Origin of the sequence: Streptomyces changanensis, assembly GCF_024600715.1 — a bacterium.
GTDB classification, from domain to species: Bacteria; Actinomycetota; Actinomycetes; order Streptomycetales; family Streptomycetaceae; genus Streptomyces; species Streptomyces changanensis.
In genome coordinates this window covers 5,918,483-5,943,097 of record NZ_CP102332.1, presented here as the reverse complement: position 1 = coordinate 5,943,097, position 24,615 = coordinate 5,918,483, and the positions used below count along the sequence as shown (strand labels likewise).

Sequence of the window (24,615 nt, the reverse complement as noted above, 5' to 3'; positions counted from 1 at the left end):
CCACGGCCCGGGCGCACGCTGCACTCATGGCGAACCTGTGCCGCCCGAAGCGCCACCACAGCCACTTACTGGCGGAGGTCCCCACGGTCCGTCGCGACGGCCCGGCCAACCCCTGCCAGGGCCGTCGTGAACCACGACGGAGACGAGGACCTGCCCAAGCCGATGGGAGCGGCACAGCCGCACGCGTGCCGAGTTTGCGTGTTGCCTTCAGGTTCCGACGGCAGTGACCCCGAACATCAGGGTTCGGCGGCTGACGTCGTAGTGCACGGTCGGTGTGTTGCGCAGGAGGTCCTGGAGGACGTCGGCGTCGTCGGTGTCGACGGTCAACACTTCTTCCCAGGCGCCTTCGTCGAGTACGAGCTGCAGGGTGAGGGTGCCTCGGGCAGCGGGCTCACCGGCAACCCAGCTGAACTGGTAGTGGCTGAGTTGGCGCACCTTGATGCTGTCGTCCGTGACGGGCTGCGTCACCTTGGGCGTGGAAGCTCTGGCCATGGTGTCTCTCCTTGCGTGAATGATGTCGGGTCCGGCCAGTGGACTGAGCGTCCACTGGCCGGTGGGCAGCTAAAGCCGGTGTGCAGCGGTGCGGGACGGGCCGGAGGGTCGGGCCGGCGCTCTCCCCGGGCCTGGCCGGTGAGCTCAGCAGCGGACCGTCATCGGGATGTGGTGGCCGGCACGGCGTACGGCGGCCATACCCGATCCGCCTGCCACGGCCAGCGGCGAGGCGGCCCGGCGCAGCATGCCCGCCTTCTGCTGCTCAGGGCGCTGCTGCTCTCCGTGCAAGGCGTTGAGGACCAGAACTCCGGCGGTCAGCGCCGGCAGGGCCCACTGCAGCATCGCCAGGTGGCGCTGCGCCTGCTCCAGTTCCACAGGGTGGTCGGCTGCCGCCTCCTGGTCCTCAAAGTCTGGGGACGAGGCGAGCTCGATCTTCTTGCCCAGGACGCGGCTGTAGGCGGTGGCGGCGAGGGCAGCTCCGGTGAGGACCGTCTTGGCGATGGTGGAGGCGCCGACGCCGCTCTGGTAGGCAACGCGGGCGCTGTTGGTGCCCAGCAGGCCAGCCCCGCCTACCAGATGGGCGCCGATCGCGGCCGCGTTCACCGGGGCCCAGGCGGCCCAGCCGGCGCTGGCGATCCGCGAGGCGAGAACCGGCTCCTTCATGGCGTTGCGGATCGCTCTGTTCAGCCCGACGGCCCCCATGAGAGAGCCGCCGAACCAAGCCGCCAGGCCGATGTCATGCAGACTGCGCATGACCGTGTTGCGTTCAGACATCTGAGTCCTTCCAGACACACGCGTCCCTGCGGACGCAGGGCACCGAACTCAGGCTCAAGGTGATCGACAGCACCTGCCAGACGAGGTGCGCACTTGGACGAATTCCACCCTCCGCAGGCCCGGTGCCACTACACAGCAGCAGGCGAACCCAGGCCGCGCTCAGCCTGCACTTAACAGACCGTGACGGGCATCCCGATGGGCTGGGCTCATCGCCTGCTGCGTAACTGAGCGGGCCGGGCTGCGTTGTGCAGGGCGACAGGCGCACGTGTTCCGACGCCCCACGGCGGGCCTCGTGTGGGTGATGGCCCCGACTCGCTTCCCTGCGTCGGGGCCATCGTCATGCCCGCCCCCCGATCGAGGCGCTCGAGGGCGGGCGGGCTGCTGTACCTGGTAGCCGTCGGGTCCGGTGGGCTCGCTCCCCTCGCGGGAAAGGGGTGCCGAAGCGAAGGGGTCCCTCCAGACCCGCCGGGTGAAGCGGAGAGAAGGACGCCGTCGACCGGCCGCCGCCCCCGACTCGCAAGCTCATCTGGTGATACGCATCGGCGACGCTACGCGGCTCGCCGTAGTGAGCCGAGCACGGCCCGGTCGAATGGGGTCGGGGGCTCGTGACGGCCCGGGTTCGTTCACCAGTGGCCGTCATGGCCGGTAGATCATCTCCATCAGGAAGGCAGCGATCACCAGCCACACGCCGATGCCGATGAGGCACCACCAGTCAGCGGCAGCCCCCGCGGCGACGAACGCGGCGGTCAGCGTCATACCGATGATCTTGGAGCGCATTGACGCACCGTGCGCTCCCGCCCAGGCACTGCGTTCTGGCCGTGCGGGATGGTGAGCTCATCCGCCGACGTGGATGCCGGGGCGGAGGGCGGGGTCGGGTTCGTGGCTGCGGATGATCTCTCGGGTGACGGGGGCGGTGTCGCCGCGCCCGAGGAGGAAGTAGCGGACCATGTGCACCAGCGGGCTGCCCTCTGCCCACGCGGAGTGGCATTGCGGCTGCACTCCGGTCGCGTCGCGCAGGGCGAGCAGGATCGCAGCGATGGCGTTGGGCGCGGCCGGGGCCTCGGCGCGCAGGATGCGGTAGCCGTCGACTTCGACGCCGTGGACAGTGAGGGTGTCACTGAAGTCCGAGGGGTCGACCACGTCGATCTCGAGGAAGATCACGTCCGCGATGCCGGGAACGGGGTTCGCGCCGCGCCGCTCGCGCTCCTTGTCGGCGTACTCAGCTGCGTCTCCGGCCTGGCGGCGATTGGCGATCAGATTGATGGAGCTGTCGTGGTCGAGAGTGTCGGTGATGAACTGGCGGGCCGTCTCATCGAAGACGATGCGATCGGCGCGCAGTTCGGTGGTGCGGGAGACGCGGGAGATCAGCGAGACGACGATGATCCCGGCGATGAAGAAGGCGGAGATGACGATGCCGTCGGGCTTGTCGATGATGTTGGCGACCAGGGCGTAGAGCAGGACCGCGGTCAGCAGGCCGAAGCCGATGGTGGTGGTGATGCGGCGTCGAGACCAGCCGTGTCAACGGGCCCTCCGGGGTGATGCGACCGGTCTCACGCAGGTACTTCCACGCCGGCACGTACTCGGTGGAGGGCAGCAGGTTGGGCAGGGCGTCCGCCAGCGCCTTCGGCGCGCAGGGGCTGCTGGCCGGTGCCCAGGACGTCGTGGACGAGGTCGGTACGGGCAAGGCTGCGGTAGCCGAGGTCGGCGATGTCGCCCGGGTTGAAGCGAAGCTGCCCCAGCAAGCCACCGCTCCCGCCAACGGCGGAACCATCTAGCGGCACGACGGCGGCTCCCAGTCGCCGTTGTCACAGGTGGCCGGGCCGGGGCACTCGTACGGCTTCCTCGGCACCGCCGGCCGAGGGAAGCGCTCCTTGGGCGGCAAGGTCTCCAAGTAGGCACGGTAGTCCGGTCGCTCGCGGGTTGGACATCCCTCGGGGCACGGTCCCGACAGCCAGGCGTCGTGACCTGGGATCGGGTCGTCCACCTTGCCCCGGGGAGCCACCCAGGGGTCGAAGACGGGCCGGTTGTAGCGCTCGCGGCGAAGGGCCTTGGCGGCGTCGGTGTACGACTCGCCGGTTTCGGCCTGGCGGCGGCGGGCGGAACCTTTGCGGGCGTGGTGGGCGGGCACGGCAACTCCATGAGCATCCAGGTCATCTGAATGCGCCGGCGCCGTGCACCTTGTCCGAGCGCGCCAGCGGAGCCGGCAACGCGGGCCTGCGCAGGGCCCACCCCATGAAGAGGTGCACTGACCGTAGCAGCCCCCGGCCCGCCCGCCAGCAGGGTCCGGCGCAGTTCACCCAGCCGGGTGAAGTGGGGCCCGAGGGTCGCGCGTGACGAGGAGTGTCCGGCAGGATGCCGCTCATGAGTGACCCCGAGGAGCCGCTGGCCGACTGGGCCCGGCGCCGCGAGGAGCGTCTCGCGGAACGGAGAGGGCGCCTGCGCGCCGTTCCCCTGGTCGATGGCCCGCTTCGGGGCAGCCACGTCGCTCCATCGGCACCCCGCGCGATCTTGGAGTACGACGGCCTGGCCTGGGTGCCGGTCATGATCGTGGCGAACCTGGCCGAAGCTCAGGCACTGCTCTATCCGCCTCCGCCGGAGCCTGTTCGACCGCCGGAGTGGGACCGGCCGGCCCTTGGCCAGGGTCGTGGCCGACACCGGCGCACCCCCTCGAAGCCCGGCGACACCGGGGCCTGATCCTCCCCTCTGCCACACGGCTGGAGCCCGGCGCCTGCGCCCGGGCCGCTCCGCGTTACGGTCGAAGCGACCTGCCGCTCGTACCGAGGAGACTGTCCGTTGGACACCGACGCCCTGCACACCGACGGGGACATGTTCTGGCAGGAGCGCAGAACCTGCTTCCTGACCACGCTCCGCCCCGACGGCTCCCCGCATACCACTCCTGTCGGCGTGACGTACGACCCCGAGACGCGGATCGCCCGCGTCATCACCGACGGCGGCAACAAAAAGGTCCGCAACATCCGCGCCGCCCTGGCCGCCGGCACCGAAGCCCGCGTCACCGTCAGTCAGGCCGAAGGGCGGCGCTGGTCCACCCTCGAAGGCACGGCCATCATCAAGGACGACCCCACCTCCGTCGCCGACGCCGAGCGCCGGTACACCGAGCGGTACAAGACCCCGCGCGTGAACCCCAACCGGGTCGTCATCGAGATCACCGTCACCCGCGTCCTGGGACCACCAAGCCCTCCGGCTGGTGACCCCGCGCCCCGGCCCCGGCGCGGGCGCAATATAGGCGAGGATCCCCGGTTTCCGAAACCGGGGATCCTGCGGAGGATGGACGACACCACCGCCACTCCCCCGCCCCTTCGTCGAAAGGCGCCTCCGACCGACACATCCACGCTTGCCGCACTGGCTACGCCGCTGCGTACGACAGCCGGAACAGCTCCAGCGCCCGCTCCACGTCCTTCTCGGAGCGCAGCTGGACCTCCAGGTCACCCGTGCCGTGATGGCCTAGCCCCGTCACGTCCCGGGTGAAGCCCGGCACGAGCTCGACCGTGGCCGGCGCGACCTTGAGGTACACCAGCAGCTTGTCCTGCCGTCCCGTGACGCAGGCGAAGTTCCGCAGCCGCTGGTACGCGTAGTACTGCTTGCGCTCGACCTTCGTCACGCCCTCGCCCAGGCCCAGCAGCGTCTCGTCGACGACGGCCGCCAGCTCCGCCATGGCGTCGGTCCGCCGACGAGGTGAGGTCCCCCGCCCGCCGCGGATGCGCTCCCGGCGCACGCTGCCCTGGGCAGCGACCGACGCGACTGTCTCCAGCGCGATATGGTGCTCACCGAGCATCGTGTAGCGCACCAGGTCGATGGACCGGCGGTGCTCGCGCACCGCGTGAAGGTCGTAGCGTGTGAAGCCACCGGCGACGCAGATCAGCCGCGGAGTACTCCACAGAACCCCGGCGGCCGCCGCGGCCCCAAGCCGCTCGCGGACCAGAGCCTCGAACTCCTCCCGGTGGTCCATCAGCCACGCCACATAGAACAAGCCCTGCGACAGGACGCCCGGATCGGTCGCCCGCTTGTACTCGACAATCACCGGCGAGCCGTTCTCATCCAGCCCGAGCGAGTCGATGCGCCCTCCGTGCACGGGACCAGTGCTGTACTCGGTGGCCAGGAAGCGGACCCCGAGCATGGCCTCCATCGCGCTCTCGACGAGCGCCTGCACATCAGCCTCAGCCTCAGCCAACCACGGCGTGACCTCGGTCACGCCGTTCGTCTTGTGGAACAGCTTCAGGTCCAGCCACCCCCACTCAGCGATTGCCGAGCGGGAACGCCGCAGGACACCGGGATTATTTCCCGAGGGGCCCCGCCACCAAGGAACCGGACTATTCCTAGCGGCGAGATCGGCGCCGTCGATGTTAGGCACTCGGGTAGCCTTGGACGTCGACTTGGCGGCCACGGGCACGGTGCCAGGCCCCTGTCTTTATGCGTAGCCATGACCTGAAATCGTAGGTGTCGGCCAGGGGGAATCCGGCCGCCTCGATCCACTCCACGTCGGCGGCCACTGCCGTGCGCCACAGGTCGAGGTCACCGGTGGCCGACGCCAGGTACTGGCGGCGCACCCACGGCGGCGGGCGCGTCAGCCGCCGTGGGTGCGGGTGGCGGTGTCGGCATCAGAACATGCCGTTGTCGTTGGCCGCCTGGGTGGGGACGTCCTGGATGACGTCCCAGTGCTCGACGACCTTGCCGTTCTCCAGGCGGAAGAAGTCCGCCAGCGCACGACCGGGGTTGTCGGAGTTGCCGGGTTCGAGGTCGAGGTGGGAGTGGGTGACGACCATGTCACCTTCGGCGATGACCCGCTTGATGTCCAGGCGCAGGTTCGGGTACTCGCCACGCAGCCAGTTCACGAAACCGGTGAACGCCTCGGGGCCGTCCTGGGCGTCGGGGTTGTGCTGAATGTAGACCGGGCCGAAGTGATCGGCGATGGCCTTCTGCGGGTTGCCGCCGAACGCCGTCTGGTAGTAGTCGACGACGACCTGCTTGTTGCGCTCGGTGTCAGACATCGGATGCTCCGTTCAAGGTTCGGGGTCTGCCTGCGGCCGGGCACACGGGCGGCACGGACGGACGGGCCCCTATAAAGGGTTGAGGTGGGTGAGGCCCCGCGCCATGCACGACGGCCAGACGGGTGAGAGGCACGCAGCGGATCGCCTGCCTGCGTGATCGTCGTTACGGGCCGGGCGTGGGGCGGGGAAGGGCAGGGCCCGTGCTGGGCCACTGGCTGGTTACGGCCTGGCGGGCGGGACGGCGCAGGTGCCGTCCGGGCCGCAGACGGCTCCTGCCGGGGCGGTCTGGGTGGGCGGGCGCTCGGTCCAGGCAGTGTTCAGTGCCTGGGCGAAGGCTTCGGCCGGCTGACCGCCGGAGAGGGCGTAGCGGCGGTCGATGACGAAGAAGGGCACGCCGGTGGCTCCGAGGCGGGCAGCTTCCTGTTCGTCGGCGCGGACGGCGTCGAGGTAGGCGTCGGGGTCGTTAAGGACGCGGCGGGCCTCGTCCTCGTCGATTCCGGCCTTCAGGGCCAGGTCGAGGAGGGCGTCGGGGGTGAAGATGGTGCGTGCCTGGGCAAAGTTGGCGTCGAAGAGCAGGTTCAGCAGCTGGTGCTGGCGGCCGTGTGCCTTGGCGAGGTGCAGGAGGCGGTGGGCGTCCAGGGTGCTGCCGACCTGGCGGTCGGTGCGGTAGGCGAGCCCTTCACCGGCCGCTGTTTTCGCGACCTGCCGGTCCATGCCGGGACCCTGGGGGCCGAATTTGTCGGCCAGCATCTTGTGCACCGGCTCGATGTGAGCCTTGTCGTGTGCGGGGTCGAGTTCGAACGAGCGGTGGACGACTTCGACCTGGTCGCGGTGGGCGAAGCCGGCCAGGGCCTTTTCGAAGCGGGCGGTGCCGATGTAGCACCAGGGGCAGATGACGTCGCCCCAGATCTCTACGCGCATGGTCATGCTGTTCCTTGCGTCTGTGCAGGTGGTGGCGGGGGCTGTCCGGCGGGTGTCAGGCCGCGAGGGCCTGGGTGACGGCGGCGGACAGCGGGGTGGTCGGCCGGCCCAGGAGTGCGCTCAGGTCGGTGGTGACGTGGGCCAGTGCGCCGTGGGAGACCTGCACGTCGGCGTCGACGATCAGGTCGGTGACGAAGTCCGGCAGGCCGGCTCCGGTGAGGATCTGCCGGTACTGCTCGGCGGGCAGGTCCGCGTAGGTGACCGGCCTGCCGGACTGCGCGGCGGCCTCGGCGGCCAGTTCCGGCAGCGACCAGGCGGTGTCACCGGTGAGGTCGTAGACCTCACCGGCCTGATCGTCGCGGGTGAGGACCACGGCGGCGGCTTCGGCGTAGTCCGCGCGGGTGGCGGAGGCGACCCGGCCCTGACCTGCGCTGCCCGCGATGGCGCCGCGCGCGACGGCGTCGGGGAGGGTCGCGGTGTAGTTCTCGGTGTACCAGCCGTTGCGCAGCAGCACCGCGGGCAGGCCGGAGTCGGCGATGGCCTCCTCGGTGTCGCGGTGCACGCGCGCCAAGCCCAGCGGGTTGGTGGGGGCCCCGGTGACCGAGGTGTAGGCGATCAGGCCGACGCCGGTCTTGGCCGCGGCCTCGACGGCCGCGCGGTGCTGGGCGATGCGGGCGTCGTCCGGGCCGGTGGAGGAGACGAGCAGGAGCTTGTCGGCGCCGTCGAAGGCGGTCAGGAGGGTTTCGGGTCGCTCGTAGTCGGCGAGGCGGATCTCGACGCCCCGGGCGGCGAGGTCTGCCGCCTTGGCGGGGGTGCGCACCGCCGCGGCGATCCGGTCGGCGGGCACTCCGCGCTGGAGCAGGTGCTCGATGACCTGGCGGCCGAACTGTCCGGTGGCACCGGTGACAACGATCATGGCGGGTTCCTTCTGTACGGGGGTGGTGCCGGTCGATGTCCAGCCGGCTCCACCGACCGTACACTAACCAAAAGTTAGTGCCAACTTTTGCGCAGCACTGTGGTGGGGGTAACGTGAAAGGGAAGAAGGAGCCATTCATGAACGAGCTGTCCACCGAGGACGAGCGCCAGGCGGCCGCGCTGGAGTTCGACGTCTTCGCCAAGCACTGTCCCTCCCGCCAGGTCCTGGACCACCTCACGGGCCGCTGGGGCGTCCTGGTGCTGGCGGGACTGCGCAAGGGGCCCGCGCGTTTCAACGCCCTGCGCCGGCGCATCGACGGGGTCAGCGAGAAAATGCTCGCCCAGACCCTCCAGGCCCTGGAGCGCGACGGCTTCGTCAGCCGCGAGGTCCTCACCGCGATGCCCCCGAGCGTCAACTACTCCCTCACCCCCCTGGGCGAGAGCACCGCCGACCACCTCATGGCCTTCATCGGCCACATCGAGGCCAACATGCCCGCAGTCCTCGCCGCCCAGGAACAGCACACCACCACCCCGGCCTGATCCCCGGCTCGCGGCCGGGGCAGGCCGTGCGGCCGACGACACGCTTCACACGTCATGGCGTCGCCGTGTGACCGGTGAAACAAAGAGCAGATCCAGCCTGGTCTGATCACCTCACCGGTCGCCGCGTCGGGAGCGGATCGGGCCTGTGCCGCCCACCTGCAGGTGTCGCCGTCAGCGTGATCAAGGCGACAGCGCTACTCAGTCCTCCCCGTCCGGGGCCTTGAGGAGCCCGCCGGTGGTGACGCGTGGTCTGCTGCCCGCAGGTTCATGCCCCGGTGACGACCTCGGCGCGCAGCACTGAGTACAGGACCATGTCGCGCCATGCGCCGGCACGGAAACAGGCGCCGCGCAGGATGCCCTCGCGGGTGAAGCCCGCCCCTTCCAGGGCGCGCTGTTCGGCGACGTTCACCACCTCGGTGCTTGCCTCGATCCGGTTGACCTTGGTGTGAGCGAACAGGTACTCAACAAGCTGACGCTGGGCCTGCTTGCCGTACCCCTTGCCGCGTTCGGCGGTGAGCAGGGAGACGCCGATGTTCCAGCACGGTGACGCCGGGCCCTGAAGCACCTCGTGCCACTGCACCTCGCCGACGAACCGGTCGTCGTCCGCGGCGATCGTCAACCGCCCGCCCTGAGCAGAGAGGAAACCGTGCTCGGCCCACTGCCGGCGAAGCTGCCCCGGATTGCGGTAGCCGAAGAAGCCGTGCTCTCCGAGCTCGGCACGATCCTCATGCAGGCGCTCGAACAGATCGAGGTCCTTCTCGGCAACAGGGCGCAGTCGAACATGATCGCAATGAGACATGAGGCCCAGAGTATGGCGCCCCCGCCGGCGGCTTCCTGATCGTCTTCCGCGCGGGCACGATCTCCGTAGTGCCGTCCGCATGGGTCACCGTCATGTCACCGCGGAAGCCGGCGGAACGCTGTACAAGCGGAGCTTGGGATTGGCGGTGCGGGTCTGCCTCTTGCGCCCCCGGCTGATACGTCGGTTCATAAGCAGGAGCGCAGAACCCGGCGGGCCGCACACTGTACGAGTTAAGTTGACACACCCCATTGCCAGGAGTTCAACCGGGACCACGCCCGGCTGAGGGCTCCGGGTGAACGCGCCTTCGCACAGCTGAAGTCCTGGCGACTACTCCGACGAGCGAGAGCTCCACCCGCTGTATCGGCACCATCGTCCAGGCCGTCCACACCCTACTGGCCTGCGACTACAGAGGATGAAAGAGGCTCACTGAACCAGAAGGGCCAGCGCCTCATGCGCGTTGTGCTCAGCGATCCTCTGCATCAGTGCGCGGTGGGGGAAGTCGCCGTCGAGGAGGCGTAGGGGGCCGGCCACCAGTGAGAGGCACATCGCGAGCATGAAGAGGTCGAGCCGTGCGGGATCGAGTCCGGGGCGTGACAAGGCTGGGTAGTGCTCGCCGAAGCGAAGCTGAAGGAAGACGTGCTCCCACTCGACATCGAAGAACATCAGGCCCTCGATGTCGATGAGGACGGGGTGGCCGGAGGCATCGACCAAGACGTGGTCGGGCCCGAGTTCGCCGTGAATCAGTCCGTGTCTGCTACGCGGCGAAACCCGTGCGGCCAGCTCCTGCAGGCGATCGTGCAAGAGGACCGAGGCTGGCCGGATCCTCCGGTCGCGCTCCGTCGCCTCGGCGAGATCCCCGAGGGCACACTCAAGCACCAGCTGCTCGCACGAAACGCCACTTGCCTTGTCGCCCCGTTCAAGCACGTCCACTCTGCCGTACTGCTGACTGTGCTGCTGGTACATCACGTCGAGCATTGCTGCCAGCTCGCTCAAGGCATCTGGCGCACGTGCGGGTTCCGTCTCCAGGAGCGTTTCCAGAGTGCCGCCTGCAACGTCTTCGACCACCGCCACATCCGCCGGGTAGCACCGTCGGCTGTCGTCAGTCAGGAGTACTTCTGGAACCCGGACCCCGAGACGGGCCAGCCTCCGCTGAGCGGCTAGAAAAGGGACCAGCCCGGATGCAGGAGCGAACGGGTGGGCCGCATTGATGCCTTCCGCAGCTGACCAAAAGTTTTCGGCCTCGGCCCAACTGTAGACGATCACACTTGCTGCACGCGGCCCGTCTACATGAACTCGGTAGACCCCCTTCTTGCTCCCGCCTCGCAACCGGTCCATTCCGACAACATGGACCCCCGCCCCCAGTGCCTCACGCACGATCCCCGACAAAGCTTCAGTCTCCATGAACTGGCGCATCCGCCGACCTTAACCTCGGCTCAGGGCGCTATCGGGCCGCGGCCGCCCTCCAGCAATCAGCTGGTCATGGCAGGCTTTTCCGCTCGTGCCCGTGTCCTGGCGAGGCGATAGGAGTCGGTTCCGGTTGAGGCGTCCCCCGGAGTGTGGACACAGGGGCTCATGCCGCGACTGAGAGTTTAACTGCTCGCAGATGCTGCTGTTCGAACTCCACGGGTGAGAGGTAGTTGAGAGCACTGTGGCGCCTGCGGGCGTTGTAGTAGGTGAGCCACTGGAAGATTTCCAGCCTCGCCTGAAGCATCGTGGAGAACAACCTCCGGTGCATCGTCTCCCTCTTGAACCCCTGCCAGAACGACTCGGCGAGGGCGTTGTCATAGCTCGAGCCGACCCGACCCATGCTCCGGTGGATCCCGAAACCCTCGCAGACCTGCGCGAACGCGGCCGATGTGTACTGGGCGCCCCTGTCCGCGTGGAAAATCACTCCGCCGACGTTGCCGCCGCGAGCCGTGACTGCCATTTTCAGCGCGTCGATGACCAGCTCGGCCCGCATGTGTGAGGCCATCAAGTAGCCGAGCACCCGGCGTGAGCAGATGTCCAGGACACAGGCGAGATACATCCACGCGCCGCCGACCCGCACGTATGTGATGTCGCCGCACCACTTCTCGTCCAAATGCCCGGCTGGTTCTGTCGATGCCGATGAGCAGCGTTTCTCGGGCGGTTCGGGAGGCGCTGCCCGTGCTAGATGCCGATGGCTTCGGGCAGCAGCTCGGTGCCGACCGGCAAGACGCCGTGTGCTGCGTCCGAGGCCCGGGACGAAAACGCTGGCTACGGGCGCAGGTTACGGCCCTCGTCCCGCCGTTGCCGAGTGCCGGCAGGTGCCTTCCATTCTCGTCGACATCGAGATCTGGGCGCGGTGAGTGCCTCCCGAGGCCGTCGACAACCGCTGTCGTGTGACGTCGATAAAGCCACAGGTGGCGGCCCTCGAGCCGGTGCTTGCGCATCAGGCGCTCGACGCGCTTGCGGTTGACGGTGTGCCCGAAGCCGCGCAGTTCGGCGTGGACGCGGCGGACCCCATAGGTGCCCTTGTGCACGGTATGGACCTCGCGGATCTCCGCGACCAGGGCATCCTCGGCAGCCTGCCGGACCTCGCGGGCCTTCGCGCCGGCAAGCCACCGGTAGTAGCCCGAGCGCGAGACCTGAAGAACCCGGCATATCCGCTGGACGCCGAAGAATGAGGCGTGGGCGGAGACGAAGTCCCAGCGGCGGGTCTTCACTTCATCTCCTTCGCGAAAGAGGCCGCCGCCCGACGCAGGATCTCCCGCTCGAGTTCCCACTCCTTCTCCTCTTTGCGCAGCCGGCCGTTCTCCGCGCGCAGCCGGGCCAGTTCCTCATCCCGGCTCTGCTCGGTCTGGTCCTCGCGGCCGTGATCCCGGCCCGCGTGCTCGTCGGCCTGGCGCACCCAGCTCCGCAGCGTCTCGCCGGTCACGCCGACGTCCGCCACGACCGCCGCATACGTACGCTTCCCGCCCGCCGCGCGGTACAGCGCGGCGGCATCGTTCCTGAACTCCACCGGATACGGAGACTTCCGTCCCACCAGGACACCCTTCCTCGGATCTGCAAGATCCATTGTCAGCGTGTCCACACAACCGGGGTCGCCTCAGTTCTTCAGGGGTTTCTCGACTGGCAGCACATTCCCGAGCCCCGGTCCTGGCGTGTCGCCACCCACCCGCAGGCTGGCTTGATCGTTCTCAAGGTGAGGGCCGACACCTTGCCCCAGATCTCGCTGAGGGCAGGTTCGACAAGCAACGCACCGTCCCACGCGACTGCTACAGGGCACCACCGTTTCAGCCCGACGACCACCTGGGAGGCAGGAGCTTTCAAGGTTCCCGACAGCGCCAAGTACTTAATAGAAGTCCAAAGAAAAGTCCTGTGAGGATCCTTGACCGTGGCTGTCGCGGCGGGCAGGGTTCGGGAGAGCGCTCTCCCGTTGCGGTCTCATTCAAGGAGCCCTCCGCATGCCCGCAGTCGGCATATCCCCAGCGGTCCCGGTGCCGCGCGGACCCGGCCGTCGTACCCCGACGTCGGTGTCCCGCGGAACCGGCCGCTGCGGCGTCGTCGACGTGGTGATCACCCCTCGCCTCTTCACTCAGCGTCACCGCTGCGCCGACCCAGGCGTGGGCCGCCGACGCGCTGCTCTCCCAGGGCAAGCCCGCCACCGCCTCCTCCAAGGAAGACGACGAACTCTCAGCCGCGCGCTCCGCCGACGCATCGCGCCCCTTTGGCCCCGGGGCGGTTTTCGGTCGACTTCTAGTTGTTTTCCGTCGGAAACACCGCCAGTTCAAAAACTCTTCACAGCCCGGCCCCACCTGCACCATTACCCTTCATTGACCTTCCCTTTGGCTTTCCTTGGCGAAGTTCGGCGTGCGTACCAAGAGGAGAGGGGGTGGCCCGCACCTGCATCCGCCGCGCCCCGGCGTGGCCCGCACACCGGCCGCCTCCGGGTCCCGCCGCCGAGCGGCGTCCGCCCCCGCTCCCGTCAGCCCGACGCGCCCCCCACGGCGCGCCAGGAGGAGTCACCACACATGCAACCCCTCATCGACAACGCCCGCACGTTCGGGCAGCGCCCTGAGAAGTTCGCCGGCCTCGCCCAAGGCCAGACGCCAGAAGTCCTGTTCATCACCTGCGCCGACTCCCGGGTGGTCCCGGCCCTGATCACCGGCGCCCGCCCCGGCCAGCTCTTCGAGCTGCGCACCGCGGGCAACATCGTCCCGCCGTACGCCTCCGAGCACCCCACCGGCGAGGCGGCCACCATCGAGTACGCCGTCGAAGTGCTCGGCGTCCAGCACATCGTGGTCTGCGGCCACTCCCACTGCGGCGCCGTCGGCGCGCTGGTGCGCGGCGACGACCTGAGCGCCGTACCCGCCGTGCGTGACTGGCTCACGCACGCCGCCGACGAACCCAAGTGCTCCGACCCCGCCGACCCGACGGTCGCCGAGGCCGTGCAGAACCACGTCCTGACACAGTTGCTGCGGCTGCGCTCATACCCGTGTGTCGAGCAGCGCCTGCAGGCGGACCAACTCCAGCTGCACGGCTGGTACTACGAGGTGCATACCGGGGCCGTACGCGCACACCGTGCGGAGTCCGACACGTTCGAGGCGCTGTGAAGGGACTGACTGCGATGTCGAAGTTCCCTCACCTGCGGCAGGACTTCGCCGCCTCCATCGTCGTCTTCCTGGTCGCCGTGCCGCTGTGCGTCGGCGTGGCGGTCGCCTCCGGAGTCCCCGCGGAGCTGGGCCTGGTCACCGGCATCGTGGGCGGCCTGGTCACCGGCCTTCTGCCCGGCAGCAGTCTTCAGGTTTCGGGGCCGGCCGCGGGCCTGACCGTCCTGGTCTTCGAAGCGGTCAGCGAGTTCGGAGTATCCGCGCTCGGCGTGATCGTACTGATGGCCGGACTGCTCCAGCTCGCCATGGGCTTCCTCAGGATCGGCCGCTGGTTCCGGGCGATATCCGTCTCCGTCGTCGAAGGCATGCTCTGCGGCATCGGCCTGGTGATCATCGCAGGGCAGATCTACGCGGCGGCAGGCATGAAGGCCCCGGAGGCCGGCATCGGCAAGATCGTCGGCCTGCCCGGGGCGTTCGCCGATGCGCTCGGCAGCACCAAGGCGCTCGCCTCGCTCGCGATCGGCGCGGGCACCATCGCCGTCATCGTGCTGTGGAAGAAGACGCCGAAGAAGGCGCAGACCGTGCCCGGCGCCCTCGCCGCGGTACTGCTGGCCACAGTCGTCTCGCTCGCCTTCGGCCTGCCGGTCGCCACCGTCGAGGTGGAGGGTCTGCTCGGCGTCATCCAGCCGCCCGGCCTCGACGCCTTCGGTGAACTCGCCGGCCCGGCCATCTGGGGCACGATCATCGCGTTCGCGTTGATCGCCTCCGCCGAGTCGCTGTTCAGCGCGGCCGCGGTGGACCGGATGCACGACGCTCCGCGCACCCAGTACGACAAGGAGATGATCGCTCAGGGCGGTGGCAACACGGTGTGCGGTCTGCTCGGCGCGCTGCCGATGACCGCGGTGATCGTGCGCAGTTCCGCCAACGTCAGCGCGGGCGCGAAGACCAAGGCGTCCCGTGTGCTGCACGGCGTGTGGCTGCTGCTGTTCGCCGCCGCGCTGCCCTCCGCGCTGGCGCTGATCCCGCTGCCCGCGCTCGCCGGCATCCTGGTGCACGCGGGCTGGAAGCTAATCCCGTTCCGCCAGGTCGCCGGGCTGTGGCGAAGCCACAGGGGCGAGGCGCTGATCCTGGTGGTCACGGCCGTGTCGATCGTCGTCGTGAACATGTTCGAGGGTGTGCTCATCGGGCTGGCCCTGGCGGTGGTCAAAACTGCCTGGGAGGCGTCGCACCTGAAGACGGAGGTCATAGACAAGGGCGCCGGGCCGATCCAGGTCTACCTGTCGGGCAACGCGACGTTCCTGCGGCTGCCGAAGATACTCGACAACCTGGAGGCCCTTCCGCGGGACCACCCGATCGAGGTGGACCTGTCCGGGCTGCACCACCTCGACCACGCCTGCCGCACGGCCCTGGAGAACTGGGCCCAGCGGCACAGCGCACCCGACACCGAACCGGTGAAGGTCACGACCACCCATGCTCCCGCCCGCGCGGACGACGGCGCGGTCGGCCCGGATTCGTCGTCGAGTGGCCGCGTGCGCAACCTCGGCTGAACAGCAATGCCGGAACAAGTGGATGGTCTCGACAGCATGCCTGTCTGTCCGATATCACCGCGGTACCGGGGAACGCTTTGGCGCTGAGGGCGCGCATACGGTGAGCGCGTCCACGGCCCCGGGACGCTGATCACGGCACAGGAAGGCAGCGTGCACTGGCCGCAGTCCCAGACCGGCTGCCGCCTGCTCGTCCTGTACCCCCACGGGGCGACGAAGTGATTCGCTCACTCGTGCGAGGGCTCGAAACCGTCCCATCCCATGACGGCGCGGACGGGCTCCACCTCGAATGCGTCGTCGGGCGTGCCTGGGTGGGCCTGGGTCAGGTGCTCACGGGCCGCGTCGCGCAGGGTGTCCGCAGGGGTATGCCGGGCGACCGGGCCCGTACGCCAGCACACCAAGCAGCGGGCCTGAACGAACGCGGCACGGTCGAGAGCAAAGAGGGTCACGTCCCGCCCAACGAGCCGGGGCACGGGTGAGAAACGCGCTGTGCCCCCGCACCGAGAGATGCGGGGGCACACAGGGAGTGCACCAACGACCAGTCGGCTCACCACCCACGATCACCGTAGCGGGCAACACCCGCTGAGCCGGCGCTCCGGGCCGGTGATGACCCGGACGAACGACAGATGGGACGCGGCCGTGACGGAGTCCGCCTGAGGCAAGGAGGGGCATTGCCCTGGCCCCACCTCGCCTGTGGCGTGTGGTCCCGCGGCTGCGGACGGTTACGGGGCCGGGATGTAGTGAACGACGGTCGTCTCGCACGGGCCGCCGGCGTAGACGTTGATGGCGTCGATCTCGCGCTGGTCGGCGGCCAGGCCCCAGCGGAGCTTGGTCGCCGTCCACTCTGCCAGGTAGCGGCAGGTCGCGCCCGGCGCCGGCGGCATCCACGTCGCCGGGTCCTGATCCGCCTTCTGACGGTTCGACCGCGCGGTCACCGCGACCAGGCTGGTCGCCGCGTCCTGGTCGTTCGCGTACGCCTCACGCCGCTTCGCATCCCAGGCGGAAGCACCCGAGTCCCACGCCTCGGCGAGCGGCACCATGTGGTCGATGTCCAACTTCGCTGGATCGGTGACCTCCTGCTCGTCGTAGTACGACAGCCACTCCCCCTCACCGATCTTGCAGCCCGCCGCGACCGACGGGGCCTCGCTCGCCTCGGCCAGGAGGACCTCGGCACGGGTGTTGCAGCCGTCAGCGGGATCGAGACCGGTGTTCCAGTGGCGGAACTTGTCCCGGGTGTACCCGGCCCGGCTCTCCTCCGCGAACGGGATCTGCCCGATCGCGTAGGAGAGCGGGAACGTCTGCGCGGCCGCCGCCGGAGCCGCGGGGCGGCGTGGGCGGAGACCGGGACGGCGAGCGGGGTCAGGGCTAGTAGGGCTTGGTCAGGTCGGCTGGGGTGGTGCGTGTCCTTGGGGCCCGGCGTGGCGTTGAGGGTGTGTGACTCCGGAGGAGATTGCTGCGGTGCGTGGTGAGTTGGAGGCGTTCGCGGCGGAGGTGTTCGAGCCGTTCGCGCGCAAGGACCAGCGCCGGTGGGGGCAGGTCTATCTGCGCGGGCTGCTGACCGACGGGCAGCGTAAGTCGGTCGAGCCGATGGCCGCCCGCCTGGGTAAGGACGGCAATCGGCAGGCGCTGGCCAACTTCATCACCACCAGCCCCTGGGACCCGGCACACATCCGGGCCCAGCTGGCCTGGCGGATGGAGGAGGCGATCGGGCCCGAGGCCCTGGTCTTCGACGACACGGGGTTCCTCAAGGACGGGAGCGCCTCGGCGTGTGTGTCGCGGCAGTACACCGGAACCGCGGGCAAGGTCACCAACTGCCAGGTCGGCGTCTCGCTCCACCTCGCGTCCGGTCACGCCTCTGCGGCGGTCAACTGGCGGCTGTTTCTGCCCCAGTCATGGGATCCCGCCTCGCCGAAGGCCATGCGGACAAGATCGCCCGCCGCACCGCCTGCGGTATCCCGGACGATGTCGGGCACGTGGAGAAGTGGCAGCTGGCCCTGGACATGTTCGATGAGACCCGCTCCTGGAGACTCGAGGTGCCGCTGGCCGTCGCGGACGCCGGATACGACGACGCCGCCGCGTTCCGGCACGGACTGCAGACCCGCGGCCTGAATTATGTGGTGGGGATCTCCACCACGCTCTCCGCCCAGAGCGCCGACGCGGCGTTGGTGGCCGAGCCGTACTCCGGGGCGGGACGCCCGCCGGTGGCGAAGTATCCCGACAAGCCGCGGCCGGTGAAAGAGCTGGTCATCGCGGCGGGCCGGAAGGCGGCCAGGCCGGTGCAGTGGCGGGAGGGCTCCCGGCCCGGCACCGGCCGCTCGGGCCGCAAGCGGATGTACTCCCGCTTCGTGGCCCTGCGCATCCGGCCCGCCGGACGCGAGGTCCGCCTGACCGCCGACGGCCCGGACCTGCTCCTGTGCTGGCTGCTGGCCGAATGGCCCGCCGGCGAGAGCGAACCGGTGCAGTACTGGCTGTCCGACCTGCCCTCCGGCATGCCTCTGACCACACTGGTCCGCCTCGCCAAACTCCGCTGGCGCATCGAGCACGACTACCGCGAGATGAAACAGGCCCTGGGACTGGCCCACTTCGAGGGCCGCACCTGGAACGGCTGGCACCACCACGTCACCCTCGTCTCCGTCGCGCACGCGTTCTGCACGCTGCAACGTCTGGCACGAGCCCCAAAAGACGCGGCGCAGGTCTGAGCCTCTACAAGGTCGTCCGCGAGCTGCAGACGCTCCTCGCCCTCTGGACCGGCGCCTGCCCCACCTGCCACCGCGACATACCCATCCCACTACGGACCTGACCAAGCCCTACTAGCAGCTGCTGGCAGAAGTCAGCGGGGTCGCCGGCCAGGGCCGCCTTCACGTGGGTGCTCCACTCGTCGACGACGACCTCGATGAGGCCCTTCTCCACGCCGTCGAGTGCGATGCGGGCCACGTCGGCGGGATCCGTGAGGGGGCCGTCGTAGTCGGCGCCCGCCATGATGTCGGTGTCGGCCGCCCCCAGGACCACGTCGGTGACGAGCGTGTTCTGCCGGCACTCCGACCTTCCCCGAGGTCCGCCTGATGCCGCTCACCGGCCCCCAGGTGATGCTGCGGGCCCACGCCGTCGCCCGCCACGGCTGCCTCACCTGGCCACCGCTCTCCCTGGTCACCGACCTGCTCGCCCGACGCGCCGCGACCACGGCCGGCACCCGCCCCGCCCCGGCACGGCACGGTGAGAACCGCCAGCTAGCCTGCCACCAGGGATGCTCCGCCAACGACAGCAAGGAGACCGGCCATGACGAGTACGGCCCGCGCGAGCGTGCAGCATGAGGACGAGCGGGTGCGGGTCACCCGCTGGGATTTCGAGCCCGGACAGAGCACCGGCCGGCACGTGCACGAGCACGACTACGTCGTCGTCCCCGTCACCGACGGCCAGACCGACGTGATCACCCCCGACGGCACGGTCACCTCATCGCAGCTGCGGGCGGGACAGTCCTACGCCCGCCCAGCCGGCGGCGAACACGAGGTCGTCAACGCCGGCACCACGCCGCTGGCCTTCGTCGAGATCGAGATGAAGAAGAAGTAGCCCCGCCCCGGACAACGAAATCCGTCGAGCGCCGGGCGGTTCCGCGCGGTTACGGTACGGCAATGACCAGCCCATACCCCCCTACCCCGCCCGGGTCGCCGCCGCCAAGGACATCGACGCGATCGTCAAGTGATGACGACCGCCTTCTTCCACGATCCGCTGTGGGGCCGACCTTCCCGACGAACCACGGCGCGCCGTGCGGGCGGCCACCATGTGGCACCTGTACGTCACCTCCGCGCTGCGCCACCCCTGGACACTGGTGACGCTGGCGTGGAAGCCGCAGCCGTGTGGATCCCGCCGAACGGCACCGAGCCCACCTCGGACGAGGAAGCCGGCCTGGAGGAACTGCTGACCCAGGCCGCCGGAACAGAGGCGGCCAAGGCCATCCTGGCGATCTACGACCAGCTGGAGGCCGCCCACCCCGCCGAGCCGTGCTTCTACCTCATCCTCCTTGGCATCCACGCGGGCCACCACGGCAAGGGGCTGGGCTTACCGGATGGCGTCGAGCCGGTCCGGCAGTCGCTCTCGACGGATAAGTGCCTGCGGGGACCGGTGTCAGGTCCAGCCCCCGCAGGCTGTTCGAGGGCCGTGTCTAGGCGGTGGTGATGCGCTTGACGGCTTCGCTCGTCAGCTTTCGGTCGTGCGGTGTGGTGTCGAGCGCGCGGTGGAGGGTGAGTCCCTCAATGAGTGCGTCGAGCTGGCGGGCTGTTTCGGCGTCGAAGTGCCGTTCCAAGAGTTGACGGCTGCGGATCATCCACTTTCGTGTCAGTTCTCGGTACTCCGGACGTCGGGCCGCGAGAGTGTAGAGCTCGTGGGTGAGGATCAGGTCTCTTTGCGGTCCGTCGGAGAGCTCGTGGATGAGGCTGCTGACCGCTTCGCATGCCTGCTCGGGGCTGACGGCCGCGTTCAGACGCTGTTCGAAGACGGCGACAACGTGGTCGGCGAAGCGGGTGAAGGCTTCGCGGAGCAGTTCGTCGATGCCTTTGAAGTGGTAGGTCATCGAGCCCAGCGGCACGTCGGCGCGGGCCGCGATCTTCCGGTGGGAGACGCCGGCGACGCCTTCGGCGGCGATGTGGTCCAGGGTGGCGCTGAGGATGCGCTCGCGGCGCTGCGGGTCGGTGTGTCCGGTGGCCATTGGAGTCGATGACTTTCAGAGGTCTCGGACAGGCCGGGCTGGGCTGCCGACGGCGACGACGTTGGCGGGGATGTCCTTGGTGACGACCGATCCGGCGCCGATGACGCTGTTGTCGCCGATGCTCACTCCCGGGCAGACGATGACACCTCCGCCGAGCCAAACGTTGTCTCCGAGGGTGATGGGGAGCGCGGCCTCCAGCTTGTCGCGCCGGGGTCTGGGCTCCAGGGGGTGGGTAGGGGTGAGGAGCTGCACGTTCGGGCCGATCTGGCAGTCCTCTCCGATGGTGATCGCCGCCACGTCCAGTGCGGTCAGGTTGTAATTGACGAAGGTCCGGGCCCCGATGGAAATGTTGCTGCCGTAGTCCACGTACAGCGGCGGCCGCACCTCGATCTCTTCACCCGCGAAGCCGAGCAGCTCGTCGAGGAGCGGCCGGGCGGCGGCCGGATCGTCCAGGAACGTGGTCCGGTAGCGCTCGGCGAGTCGCATGGCGCGTTGCTGCCTGTCGGTGATCTGGGGATCGTCGGCGATGTAGAGGTCGCCCGCGAGCATGCGCTCCAGATTGGTGCGCGGGTCGTCAGCAAAGTAGTCCACCGTCATGCGTACGATCGTACACTCCAGAGTGTACGACCGTACACTTTGGCGCCAAGGCGCGTTCCGTCGCGTCCGGGGGCAGGAGCGCCCTACCGGCAATCATGACTCCGGCTCTGACTTCTGTCTTCGATCCGTCTTCGATCTGCGAGCCCGGACACGGCGACTTCCGCAGGGTGTGGAGCAGCAGAAGGCGGGTGGTTTCGTCGGGCTCTATCAGGGCCGGCGGCGGGTGACCGGCGCGGGTGAGGCGGCAGTGGCCGTCGGCGGGGTCGAGGACGGCGTAGCAGGAGTAGCGCGCCCGGAGCGGCGACGTCTTGGCGTCCGGTCAGACCCGTGCAAGGAATGCCACTGAGGTCGCGACCAGGTTATGGCGTCGTGGCCCGTGAACATGTGCCCGGCGCCCTCGATCGGCAGGAAATGTCGAGCTCGCGCCCGCATCCAGGAAGACAAGAGTGCTGCCGTCACCACCGGCCGGATCTCGGCTCTACCAGGCGGCAGCCTCCAGTACGCGTGCGGCGACATCGCGTACCGATCGGCCGTCCGTCGTGATGCGGACGGTACCCCGTGGGGCCGCCTCGTCCAGATGGCGTGCCATCCGCAGGCTCCGCTCGATGTGAACCGACAGCCGGGATCCGATCTCCCGTCGGGTGAGCCGCTGCCTCGTGGTGGATTCCTCGGCCGTGAGCAGTACGCAGGTGACTCGGACCGTGTCACTGCCCATGGCCCGACGGACCATCTCCTCCTCCAGGATGCTCACCGTGTTGGTGTAGATCAGCCGTTGCTGGCCGAGGGCCGCGTAGTTCGACCAGACCGCTGCGATGTTCCGTTCCGTGATCGCTGTGCGGCGGGGGTCACCGGCGGGGGCGGGGTGGATCTGGTCCATGCAGTCCCCCTCGATGAGGCAGTGCGCCGTGTTTCTCTCCTGGAGGGCTGCCGACACCTCCCACGCGACCGTCGTCTTACCGACGCCCGCGCCACCGCCGATGAGCAACAGGTCGTAAGAAGTCATGGCGTGTCAGCCTGGCAGAGGCTCGGCCGCTGGGACAGGTCCCTTCCCGCCAAGGCGGCAGAGCACGTGAGTCGGAGCTGTGAGGCGCGTTGTCGCCCAGCACGGCCACCCGTCCCGTCCCGGCGGAATGGTGCGGCCTGCGCCGGGCAGCCCGCTGGGGGTGGGGTGTCCCGACAGCCCGGCGACGCGTTTCACCGCGTACCGAACCTCGTGGGCCGATTGCTCCCCCGGCGGGCCGAACGGCCCACGGAGGACGACGACTCGCGCGTGGCGCAGCCGGACCGGCGGTCGGCGCAGCATCAGCCGGCGGTCTCCGTGCCGGTAGCCGGGCTCCATGCTGGCACCTTCCACCGTGATCAGCACGAGAGCGGCGCGCACCGCGGCGAGGGTGAGCACGCCGACGCCCAGCGCCCATGGGCCCCTCGTACGCCGTGTCATGGCGCTTCCGGCCTGCTGCGGGCGGAGGTGGAAGCGGACATACTGGCCCTTTCCTGCGCGGCGGGTGTCCCGTTGCGGTGGTTCTCCGTCACGCGGCCGTCGCGCATGGCGACGCTCATCACGATCCACACGGCTTGGTCATGCCGCACCACGGCGGTGTCCGCGGCAGAGTCAGGCCGGACGGCAGCCGGCCAGGTCACCGCCCAGGAACAGCGCCTCCCGGTGCTCCAGAAAAGCGTCTCGCGCATCAAGCCCCGAACGGTGTCCCCACCAAGGCATTTTGACGATCCAGTCCTCGGGTGCCGCTCCGATGCCGACCTCGACGGTGACTCCGAGCACGGCGGCCTGGCCCAACCCGGGCGATAGATCCCGCACAGCGATCACCTGGGGCTTCCCGGTAGCACCAGGTCTGGAGGCGAGGACTTCCGCGAGCTCGGCGGCGCTCGGAAACCGTCTGTCGACCATCCTCTTCCCCTTTGCTCCCGTTTACTCCCGGCCGTGGCGAAACGGGCCCCTTCAGCGCTTCGCCGTGTGCATCCTCGCGTACAAGCCGCCCCGGTCGATGAGTTCGTCATGGGTTCCCATTTCGGCGATACGGCCGTGGTCCATGACGACGATCCGGTCGGCGTCCTGAATCGTGGAGAGGCGGTGGGCGACCACGAAGACGGTCCGGCCCCGCACCAGACGGCTCAGCGCCTGCTGGATCAGCGCTTCCGAGTGGTTGTCGAGGGCGGAGGTGGCTTCGTCGAGGACGAGCACGCGGGGATCGCGGACGAGGGCCCGGGCGATGGCCAGGCGTTGCTTCTGACCGCCAGACAGCCGGGCGCCGCGCTCGCCCACGACGGTGTCGACGCCGTGCGGGAGGCTGTCGACGAACTCCAGCGCGTTGGCGTCCTGGAGGGCCTGTCGGACAGCATCCTTGCCGACGTCGCGCAGACCGTACGTGACGTTCTCCTCGATCGTGCCCTCGAAGAGGATCGACTCCTGGGGCACGACGGAGACGAAGCGGCGGTAGCTCCTCAGGTCGAGTCGCGCCATGTCCGTGCCGTCGAGGAGGATGCGGCCGCTGGTGGGGCGGATGAAGCCGATCAGCAGGTTGAGGACGGTGGACTTGCCCGCGCCGGACGCCCCGACGAGAGCGACGGTCTCCCCGCGGCGCGCGGACAGGCTCACCCGGTCGACGGCGACCTCTCGGTCCGCCGCGCCGGGTTCCCCGTAGGCGAAGCTCACGTTCTCAAAGTCGATGCGCCCCTCGACAGAGGAGATCTGCTCCTTGCCGGTGTTCCGCTCCAGGTCTGGCTCCTGGAGCACTTCGCCGATCGAGCGCACCGACTCCAGTCCCTTGCTGAGGACCGGAGCCAGGCTGAGCAGCGTGGTGACGGAACCCGTCAGAATGGTGAAGAAGCCGCTCAGCATGACGACGTCACCGGCCGTGACGGGCAACCAGCCGTGGTACGCCACCAGCGCCGAACCCGTCAGACACAGCAGACCGAGTGTGTTCAGCACGATCCACGCCAGCGAGCCGAAACGCCCGTTGAGCAGATCGAGCCGGATGCCCTCGGAGCGGACCTCGTCCAGCGTGGCGTTCACGCGGCCGAGCGCCGCGTGCTCCAGGCCGTGGGCGCGGGTGATGGGAATGAGCGAGGTCATCTCCCCCACCCTTGAGGAAAGCTGCTCAACGCGGCGCCGGAAGAGTTCGTTCTGGTCCCGAAGGCGGCCCCGGAGCCTCATCACCAGCAGCCCCGCCGCCGGAACGACGATCAGGAAGACCGGCAGGAAAGACGGGACACGCAGCCCGATGACGACCAGGCCCCCGACGAGGGTCACCACCGCCGCGAGGCCGAGATCGGCACACTGCATGAGCATCTGCTCGACCGCCTCGGCGTCCCTGATCACCTTCGCCTGAAGAACACTCGCACTGGTTCGCGAGTGGTAGCCGATCGACAGCTGCTGCATACGGGCGCACAGCGCCGAGCGCAGCATCGTGCCCAGGCCTCGCACGATGGTCCCCATACAGCGCACGTAGACCAGGTGCAGGGGAAAATTGAGCAGGAGGATCGCCAGCAGGACCGCTGTGGCGGTCCACAGCTCCGACACGGGCCGGTGTTCCACCACCACGTCGAGGATCACCGCCGTGATGAGCGGCAGCAGCCAGATGGGACTGTGCTTGGCGACGAAGGTCACGACGGCCACCGTCAGCCGCGGGAGCTCGGGACTCAAGAGCCGGCCGAGGGTGCGTACGGGGTTCTGTCCGCTGTAGACGTGGTCGGCGGGCAAGGAGGCCACCCGCGGGGTGGGCTGCTTCTGTCGCAT

The 24,615-nt window shown here is 69.1% G+C and carries 27 protein-coding genes and 7 pseudogenes; 12 read left to right on the top strand and 22 right to left on the bottom strand.

What is annotated here, in order from left to right; translation table 11 throughout:
* Window positions 1-207: 207 nt before the first annotated feature.
* The 4 genes from NRO40_RS25925 to NRO40_RS25910 all read right to left on the bottom strand — a co-directional run bounded on the left by NRO40_RS25925 (window position 208) and on the right by NRO40_RS25910 (window position 2,427).
* Window positions 208-492: a hypothetical protein gene (locus NRO40_RS25925; RefSeq protein ID WP_058942190.1), complete on the bottom strand. Its 285-nt coding sequence runs from the start codon at window positions 490-492 to the stop codon at window positions 208-210.
* A 144-nt stretch (window positions 493-636) separates the two neighbouring features.
* On the bottom strand, window positions 637-1,266 hold the full coding sequence (locus NRO40_RS25920; protein WP_079047046.1) for a hypothetical protein: 630 nt from the start codon (window positions 1,264-1,266) through the stop codon (window positions 637-639).
* Window positions 1,267-1,902: 636 nt separating this feature from the next.
* Window positions 1,903-2,043 (bottom strand): hypothetical protein, encoded by a 141-nt coding sequence (locus NRO40_RS25915; RefSeq protein ID WP_157901836.1) that lies wholly within the window; start codon window positions 2,041-2,043, stop codon window positions 1,903-1,905.
* Between the two features lie 57 nt (window positions 2,044-2,100).
* The gene (locus NRO40_RS25910; protein ID WP_232791062.1) at window positions 2,101-2,427 is read right to left on the bottom strand and encodes a hypothetical protein; all 327 of its coding nucleotides are present in this window, start codon (window positions 2,425-2,427) and stop codon (window positions 2,101-2,103) included.
* A 111-nt stretch (window positions 2,428-2,538) separates the two neighbouring features.
* On the opposite strand from NRO40_RS25910, the gene NRO40_RS25905 reads away from it, so the two are divergent.
* The 4 genes and pseudogenes from NRO40_RS25905 to NRO40_RS25890 all read left to right on the top strand — a co-directional run.
* On the top strand, window positions 2,539-2,805 hold the full coding sequence (locus tag NRO40_RS25905) for a hypothetical protein (RefSeq protein WP_232791063.1): 267 nt from the start codon (window positions 2,539-2,541) through the stop codon (window positions 2,803-2,805).
* Window positions 2,805-3,041 carry a hypothetical protein gene (locus NRO40_RS25900; protein ID WP_157901837.1) on the top strand — a complete coding sequence of 79 codons (237 nt, stop codon included), beginning with the start codon at window positions 2,805-2,807 and terminating at the stop codon, window positions 3,039-3,041. Before NRO40_RS25905 ends, NRO40_RS25900 begins: the two co-directional genes overlap by 1 nt.
* Window positions 3,042-3,627: 586 nt before the next feature.
* Window positions 3,628-3,960 (top strand): DUF6087 family protein, encoded by a 333-nt coding sequence (locus NRO40_RS25895; RefSeq protein ID WP_058942209.1) that lies wholly within the window; start codon window positions 3,628-3,630, stop codon window positions 3,958-3,960.
* Between the two features lie 132 nt (window positions 3,961-4,092).
* A pseudogene (locus tag NRO40_RS25890) lies at window positions 4,093-4,452 on the top strand (PPOX class F420-dependent oxidoreductase); the annotation flags it as partial.
* A gap of 178 nt (window positions 4,453-4,630) precedes the next feature.
* Here the strand turns inward: NRO40_RS25890 and NRO40_RS25885 are convergent.
* The 4 genes from NRO40_RS25885 to NRO40_RS25865 form a co-directional block, all read right to left on the bottom strand.
* Window positions 4,631-5,455, bottom strand: a complete 825-nt coding sequence (locus tag NRO40_RS25885; RefSeq protein ID WP_306674887.1) for a DUF5655 domain-containing protein — start codon at window positions 5,453-5,455, stop codon at window positions 4,631-4,633.
* Window positions 5,456-5,882: 427 nt separating this feature from the next.
* A complete protein-coding gene (locus NRO40_RS25875; RefSeq protein ID WP_058942194.1) occupies window positions 5,883-6,272 on the bottom strand; it encodes a nuclear transport factor 2 family protein in 390 nt (129 codons plus the stop codon).
* Between the two features lie 219 nt (window positions 6,273-6,491).
* Window positions 6,492-7,193: a DsbA family oxidoreductase gene (locus NRO40_RS25870; RefSeq protein ID WP_257375585.1), complete on the bottom strand. Its 702-nt coding sequence runs from the start codon at window positions 7,191-7,193 to the stop codon at window positions 6,492-6,494.
* Between the two features lie 55 nt (window positions 7,194-7,248).
* Complete coding sequence (locus NRO40_RS25865; RefSeq protein ID WP_058942195.1) at window positions 7,249-8,109, bottom strand: SDR family oxidoreductase; 861 nt, start codon at window positions 8,107-8,109, stop codon at window positions 7,249-7,251.
* 137 nt (window positions 8,110-8,246) lie between these two features.
* Here NRO40_RS25865 and NRO40_RS25860 point away from each other — a divergent pair, with 137 nt between their 5' ends.
* A complete protein-coding gene (locus NRO40_RS25860) occupies window positions 8,247-8,648 on the top strand; it encodes a winged helix-turn-helix transcriptional regulator (RefSeq protein WP_058942196.1) in 402 nt (133 codons plus the stop codon).
* A gap of 265 nt (window positions 8,649-8,913) precedes the next feature.
* Here NRO40_RS25860 and NRO40_RS25855 read toward each other — a convergent pair whose 3' ends face one another.
* Window positions 8,914-9,447 carry a GNAT family N-acetyltransferase gene (locus tag NRO40_RS25855; RefSeq protein ID WP_058942197.1) on the bottom strand — a complete coding sequence of 178 codons (534 nt, stop codon included), beginning with the start codon at window positions 9,445-9,447 and terminating at the stop codon, window positions 8,914-8,916.
* Between the two features lie 246 nt (window positions 9,448-9,693).
* On the opposite strand from NRO40_RS25855, the pseudogene NRO40_RS25850 reads away from it, so the two are divergent.
* Window positions 9,694-9,863, top strand: a pseudogene (locus NRO40_RS25850) (IS5/IS1182 family transposase); the annotation flags it as partial.
* Between the two features lie 7 nt (window positions 9,864-9,870).
* On the opposite strand, the gene NRO40_RS25845 reads toward NRO40_RS25850, so the two are convergent.
* The 4 genes and pseudogenes from NRO40_RS25845 to NRO40_RS25830 all read right to left on the bottom strand — a co-directional run bounded on the left by NRO40_RS25845 (window position 9,871) and on the right by NRO40_RS25830 (window position 12,499).
* Window positions 9,871-10,860, bottom strand: coding sequence for a phosphotransferase family protein (locus NRO40_RS25845; protein ID WP_079047047.1), 990 nt, complete (start codon window positions 10,858-10,860; stop codon window positions 9,871-9,873).
* 157 nt (window positions 10,861-11,017) lie between these two features.
* Window positions 11,018-11,581: pseudogene (locus tag NRO40_RS25840) on the bottom strand (IS3 family transposase); the annotation flags it as partial.
* Window positions 11,582-11,825: 244 nt separating this feature from the next.
* Window positions 11,826-12,011 (bottom strand): annotated as a pseudogene (locus NRO40_RS30960) (IS3 family transposase); the annotation flags it as partial.
* Window positions 12,012-12,127: 116 nt separating this feature from the next.
* Window positions 12,128-12,499, bottom strand: a complete 372-nt coding sequence (locus NRO40_RS25830) for a transposase (RefSeq protein WP_107115089.1) — start codon at window positions 12,497-12,499, stop codon at window positions 12,128-12,130.
* A gap of 940 nt (window positions 12,500-13,439) precedes the next feature.
* On the opposite strand from NRO40_RS25830, the gene NRO40_RS25825 reads away from it, so the two are divergent.
* A complete protein-coding gene (locus tag NRO40_RS25825; RefSeq protein WP_058942200.1) occupies window positions 13,440-14,021 on the top strand; it encodes a carbonic anhydrase in 582 nt (193 codons plus the stop codon).
* 14 nt (window positions 14,022-14,035) lie between these two features.
* Window positions 14,036-15,565 (top strand): SulP family inorganic anion transporter, encoded by a 1,530-nt coding sequence (locus tag NRO40_RS25820; RefSeq protein ID WP_058942201.1) that lies wholly within the window; start codon window positions 14,036-14,038, stop codon window positions 15,563-15,565.
* 224 nt (window positions 15,566-15,789) lie between these two features.
* Here NRO40_RS25820 and NRO40_RS25815 read toward each other — a convergent pair whose 3' ends face one another.
* Window positions 15,790-16,011 (bottom strand): hypothetical protein, encoded by a 222-nt coding sequence (locus NRO40_RS25815; protein ID WP_157901840.1) that lies wholly within the window; start codon window positions 16,009-16,011, stop codon window positions 15,790-15,792.
* Between the two features lie 273 nt (window positions 16,012-16,284).
* Window positions 16,285-16,887 (bottom strand): annotated as a pseudogene (locus tag NRO40_RS25810) (HNH endonuclease family protein); the annotation flags it as partial.
* A 109-nt stretch (window positions 16,888-16,996) separates the two neighbouring features.
* Here NRO40_RS25810 and NRO40_RS30955 point away from each other — a divergent pair.
* Window positions 16,997-18,261 (top strand): annotated as a pseudogene (locus tag NRO40_RS30955) (IS701 family transposase).
* Window positions 18,262-18,265: 4 nt separating this feature from the next.
* Here NRO40_RS30955 and NRO40_RS25800 read toward each other — a convergent pair.
* Entirely contained in the window at window positions 18,266-18,571 is a 306-nt protein-coding gene (locus NRO40_RS25800) for a Rossmann-fold NAD(P)-binding domain-containing protein (protein WP_058942203.1), read from the bottom strand.
* 53 nt (window positions 18,572-18,624) lie between these two features.
* Here NRO40_RS25800 and NRO40_RS25795 point away from each other — a divergent pair, with 53 nt between their 5' ends.
* From NRO40_RS25795 to NRO40_RS25785, 3 genes are all read left to right on the top strand, one after another.
* Window positions 18,625-18,873, top strand: a complete 249-nt coding sequence (locus tag NRO40_RS25795; protein WP_058942204.1) for a hypothetical protein — start codon at window positions 18,625-18,627, stop codon at window positions 18,871-18,873.
* Window positions 18,839-19,129: a cupin domain-containing protein gene (locus tag NRO40_RS25790; protein WP_058942205.1), complete on the top strand. Its 291-nt coding sequence runs from the start codon at window positions 18,839-18,841 to the stop codon at window positions 19,127-19,129. The genes NRO40_RS25795 and NRO40_RS25790 overlap by 35 nt, the downstream gene beginning before the upstream one ends.
* Before the next feature lie 270 nt (window positions 19,130-19,399).
* The gene (locus NRO40_RS25785) at window positions 19,400-19,735 is read left to right on the top strand and encodes a hypothetical protein (protein WP_157901912.1); all 336 of its coding nucleotides are present in this window, start codon (window positions 19,400-19,402) and stop codon (window positions 19,733-19,735) included.
* On the opposite strand, the gene NRO40_RS25780 is transcribed toward NRO40_RS25785, so the two are convergent.
* The 6 genes and pseudogenes from NRO40_RS25780 to NRO40_RS25755 form a co-directional block, all read right to left on the bottom strand.
* Complete coding sequence (locus NRO40_RS25780; RefSeq protein ID WP_058944030.1) at window positions 19,722-20,264, bottom strand: TetR/AcrR family transcriptional regulator; 543 nt, start codon at window positions 20,262-20,264, stop codon at window positions 19,722-19,724. The two genes, NRO40_RS25785 and NRO40_RS25780, sit on opposite strands and share 14 nt — an antisense overlap.
* Before the next feature lie 15 nt (window positions 20,265-20,279).
* A complete protein-coding gene (locus NRO40_RS25775; RefSeq protein ID WP_257375517.1) occupies window positions 20,280-20,861 on the bottom strand; it encodes a sugar O-acetyltransferase in 582 nt (193 codons plus the stop codon).
* Window positions 20,839-21,129: pseudogene (locus tag NRO40_RS25770) on the bottom strand (hypothetical protein); the annotation flags it as partial. The pseudogene NRO40_RS25770 and the gene NRO40_RS25775, both read right to left, overlap by 23 nt.
* Window positions 21,130-21,339: 210 nt before the next feature.
* Window positions 21,340-21,864 (bottom strand): AAA family ATPase, encoded by a 525-nt coding sequence (locus NRO40_RS25765; RefSeq protein ID WP_058944029.1) that lies wholly within the window; start codon window positions 21,862-21,864, stop codon window positions 21,340-21,342.
* A gap of 609 nt (window positions 21,865-22,473) precedes the next feature.
* The gene (locus tag NRO40_RS25760) at window positions 22,474-22,767 is read right to left on the bottom strand and encodes a hypothetical protein (RefSeq protein ID WP_157901911.1); all 294 of its coding nucleotides are present in this window, start codon (window positions 22,765-22,767) and stop codon (window positions 22,474-22,476) included.
* Window positions 22,768-22,818: 51 nt separating this feature from the next.
* Window positions 22,819-24,615: an ABC transporter ATP-binding protein gene (locus tag NRO40_RS25755; protein WP_058944027.1), complete on the bottom strand. Its 1,797-nt coding sequence runs from the start codon at window positions 24,613-24,615 to the stop codon at window positions 22,819-22,821.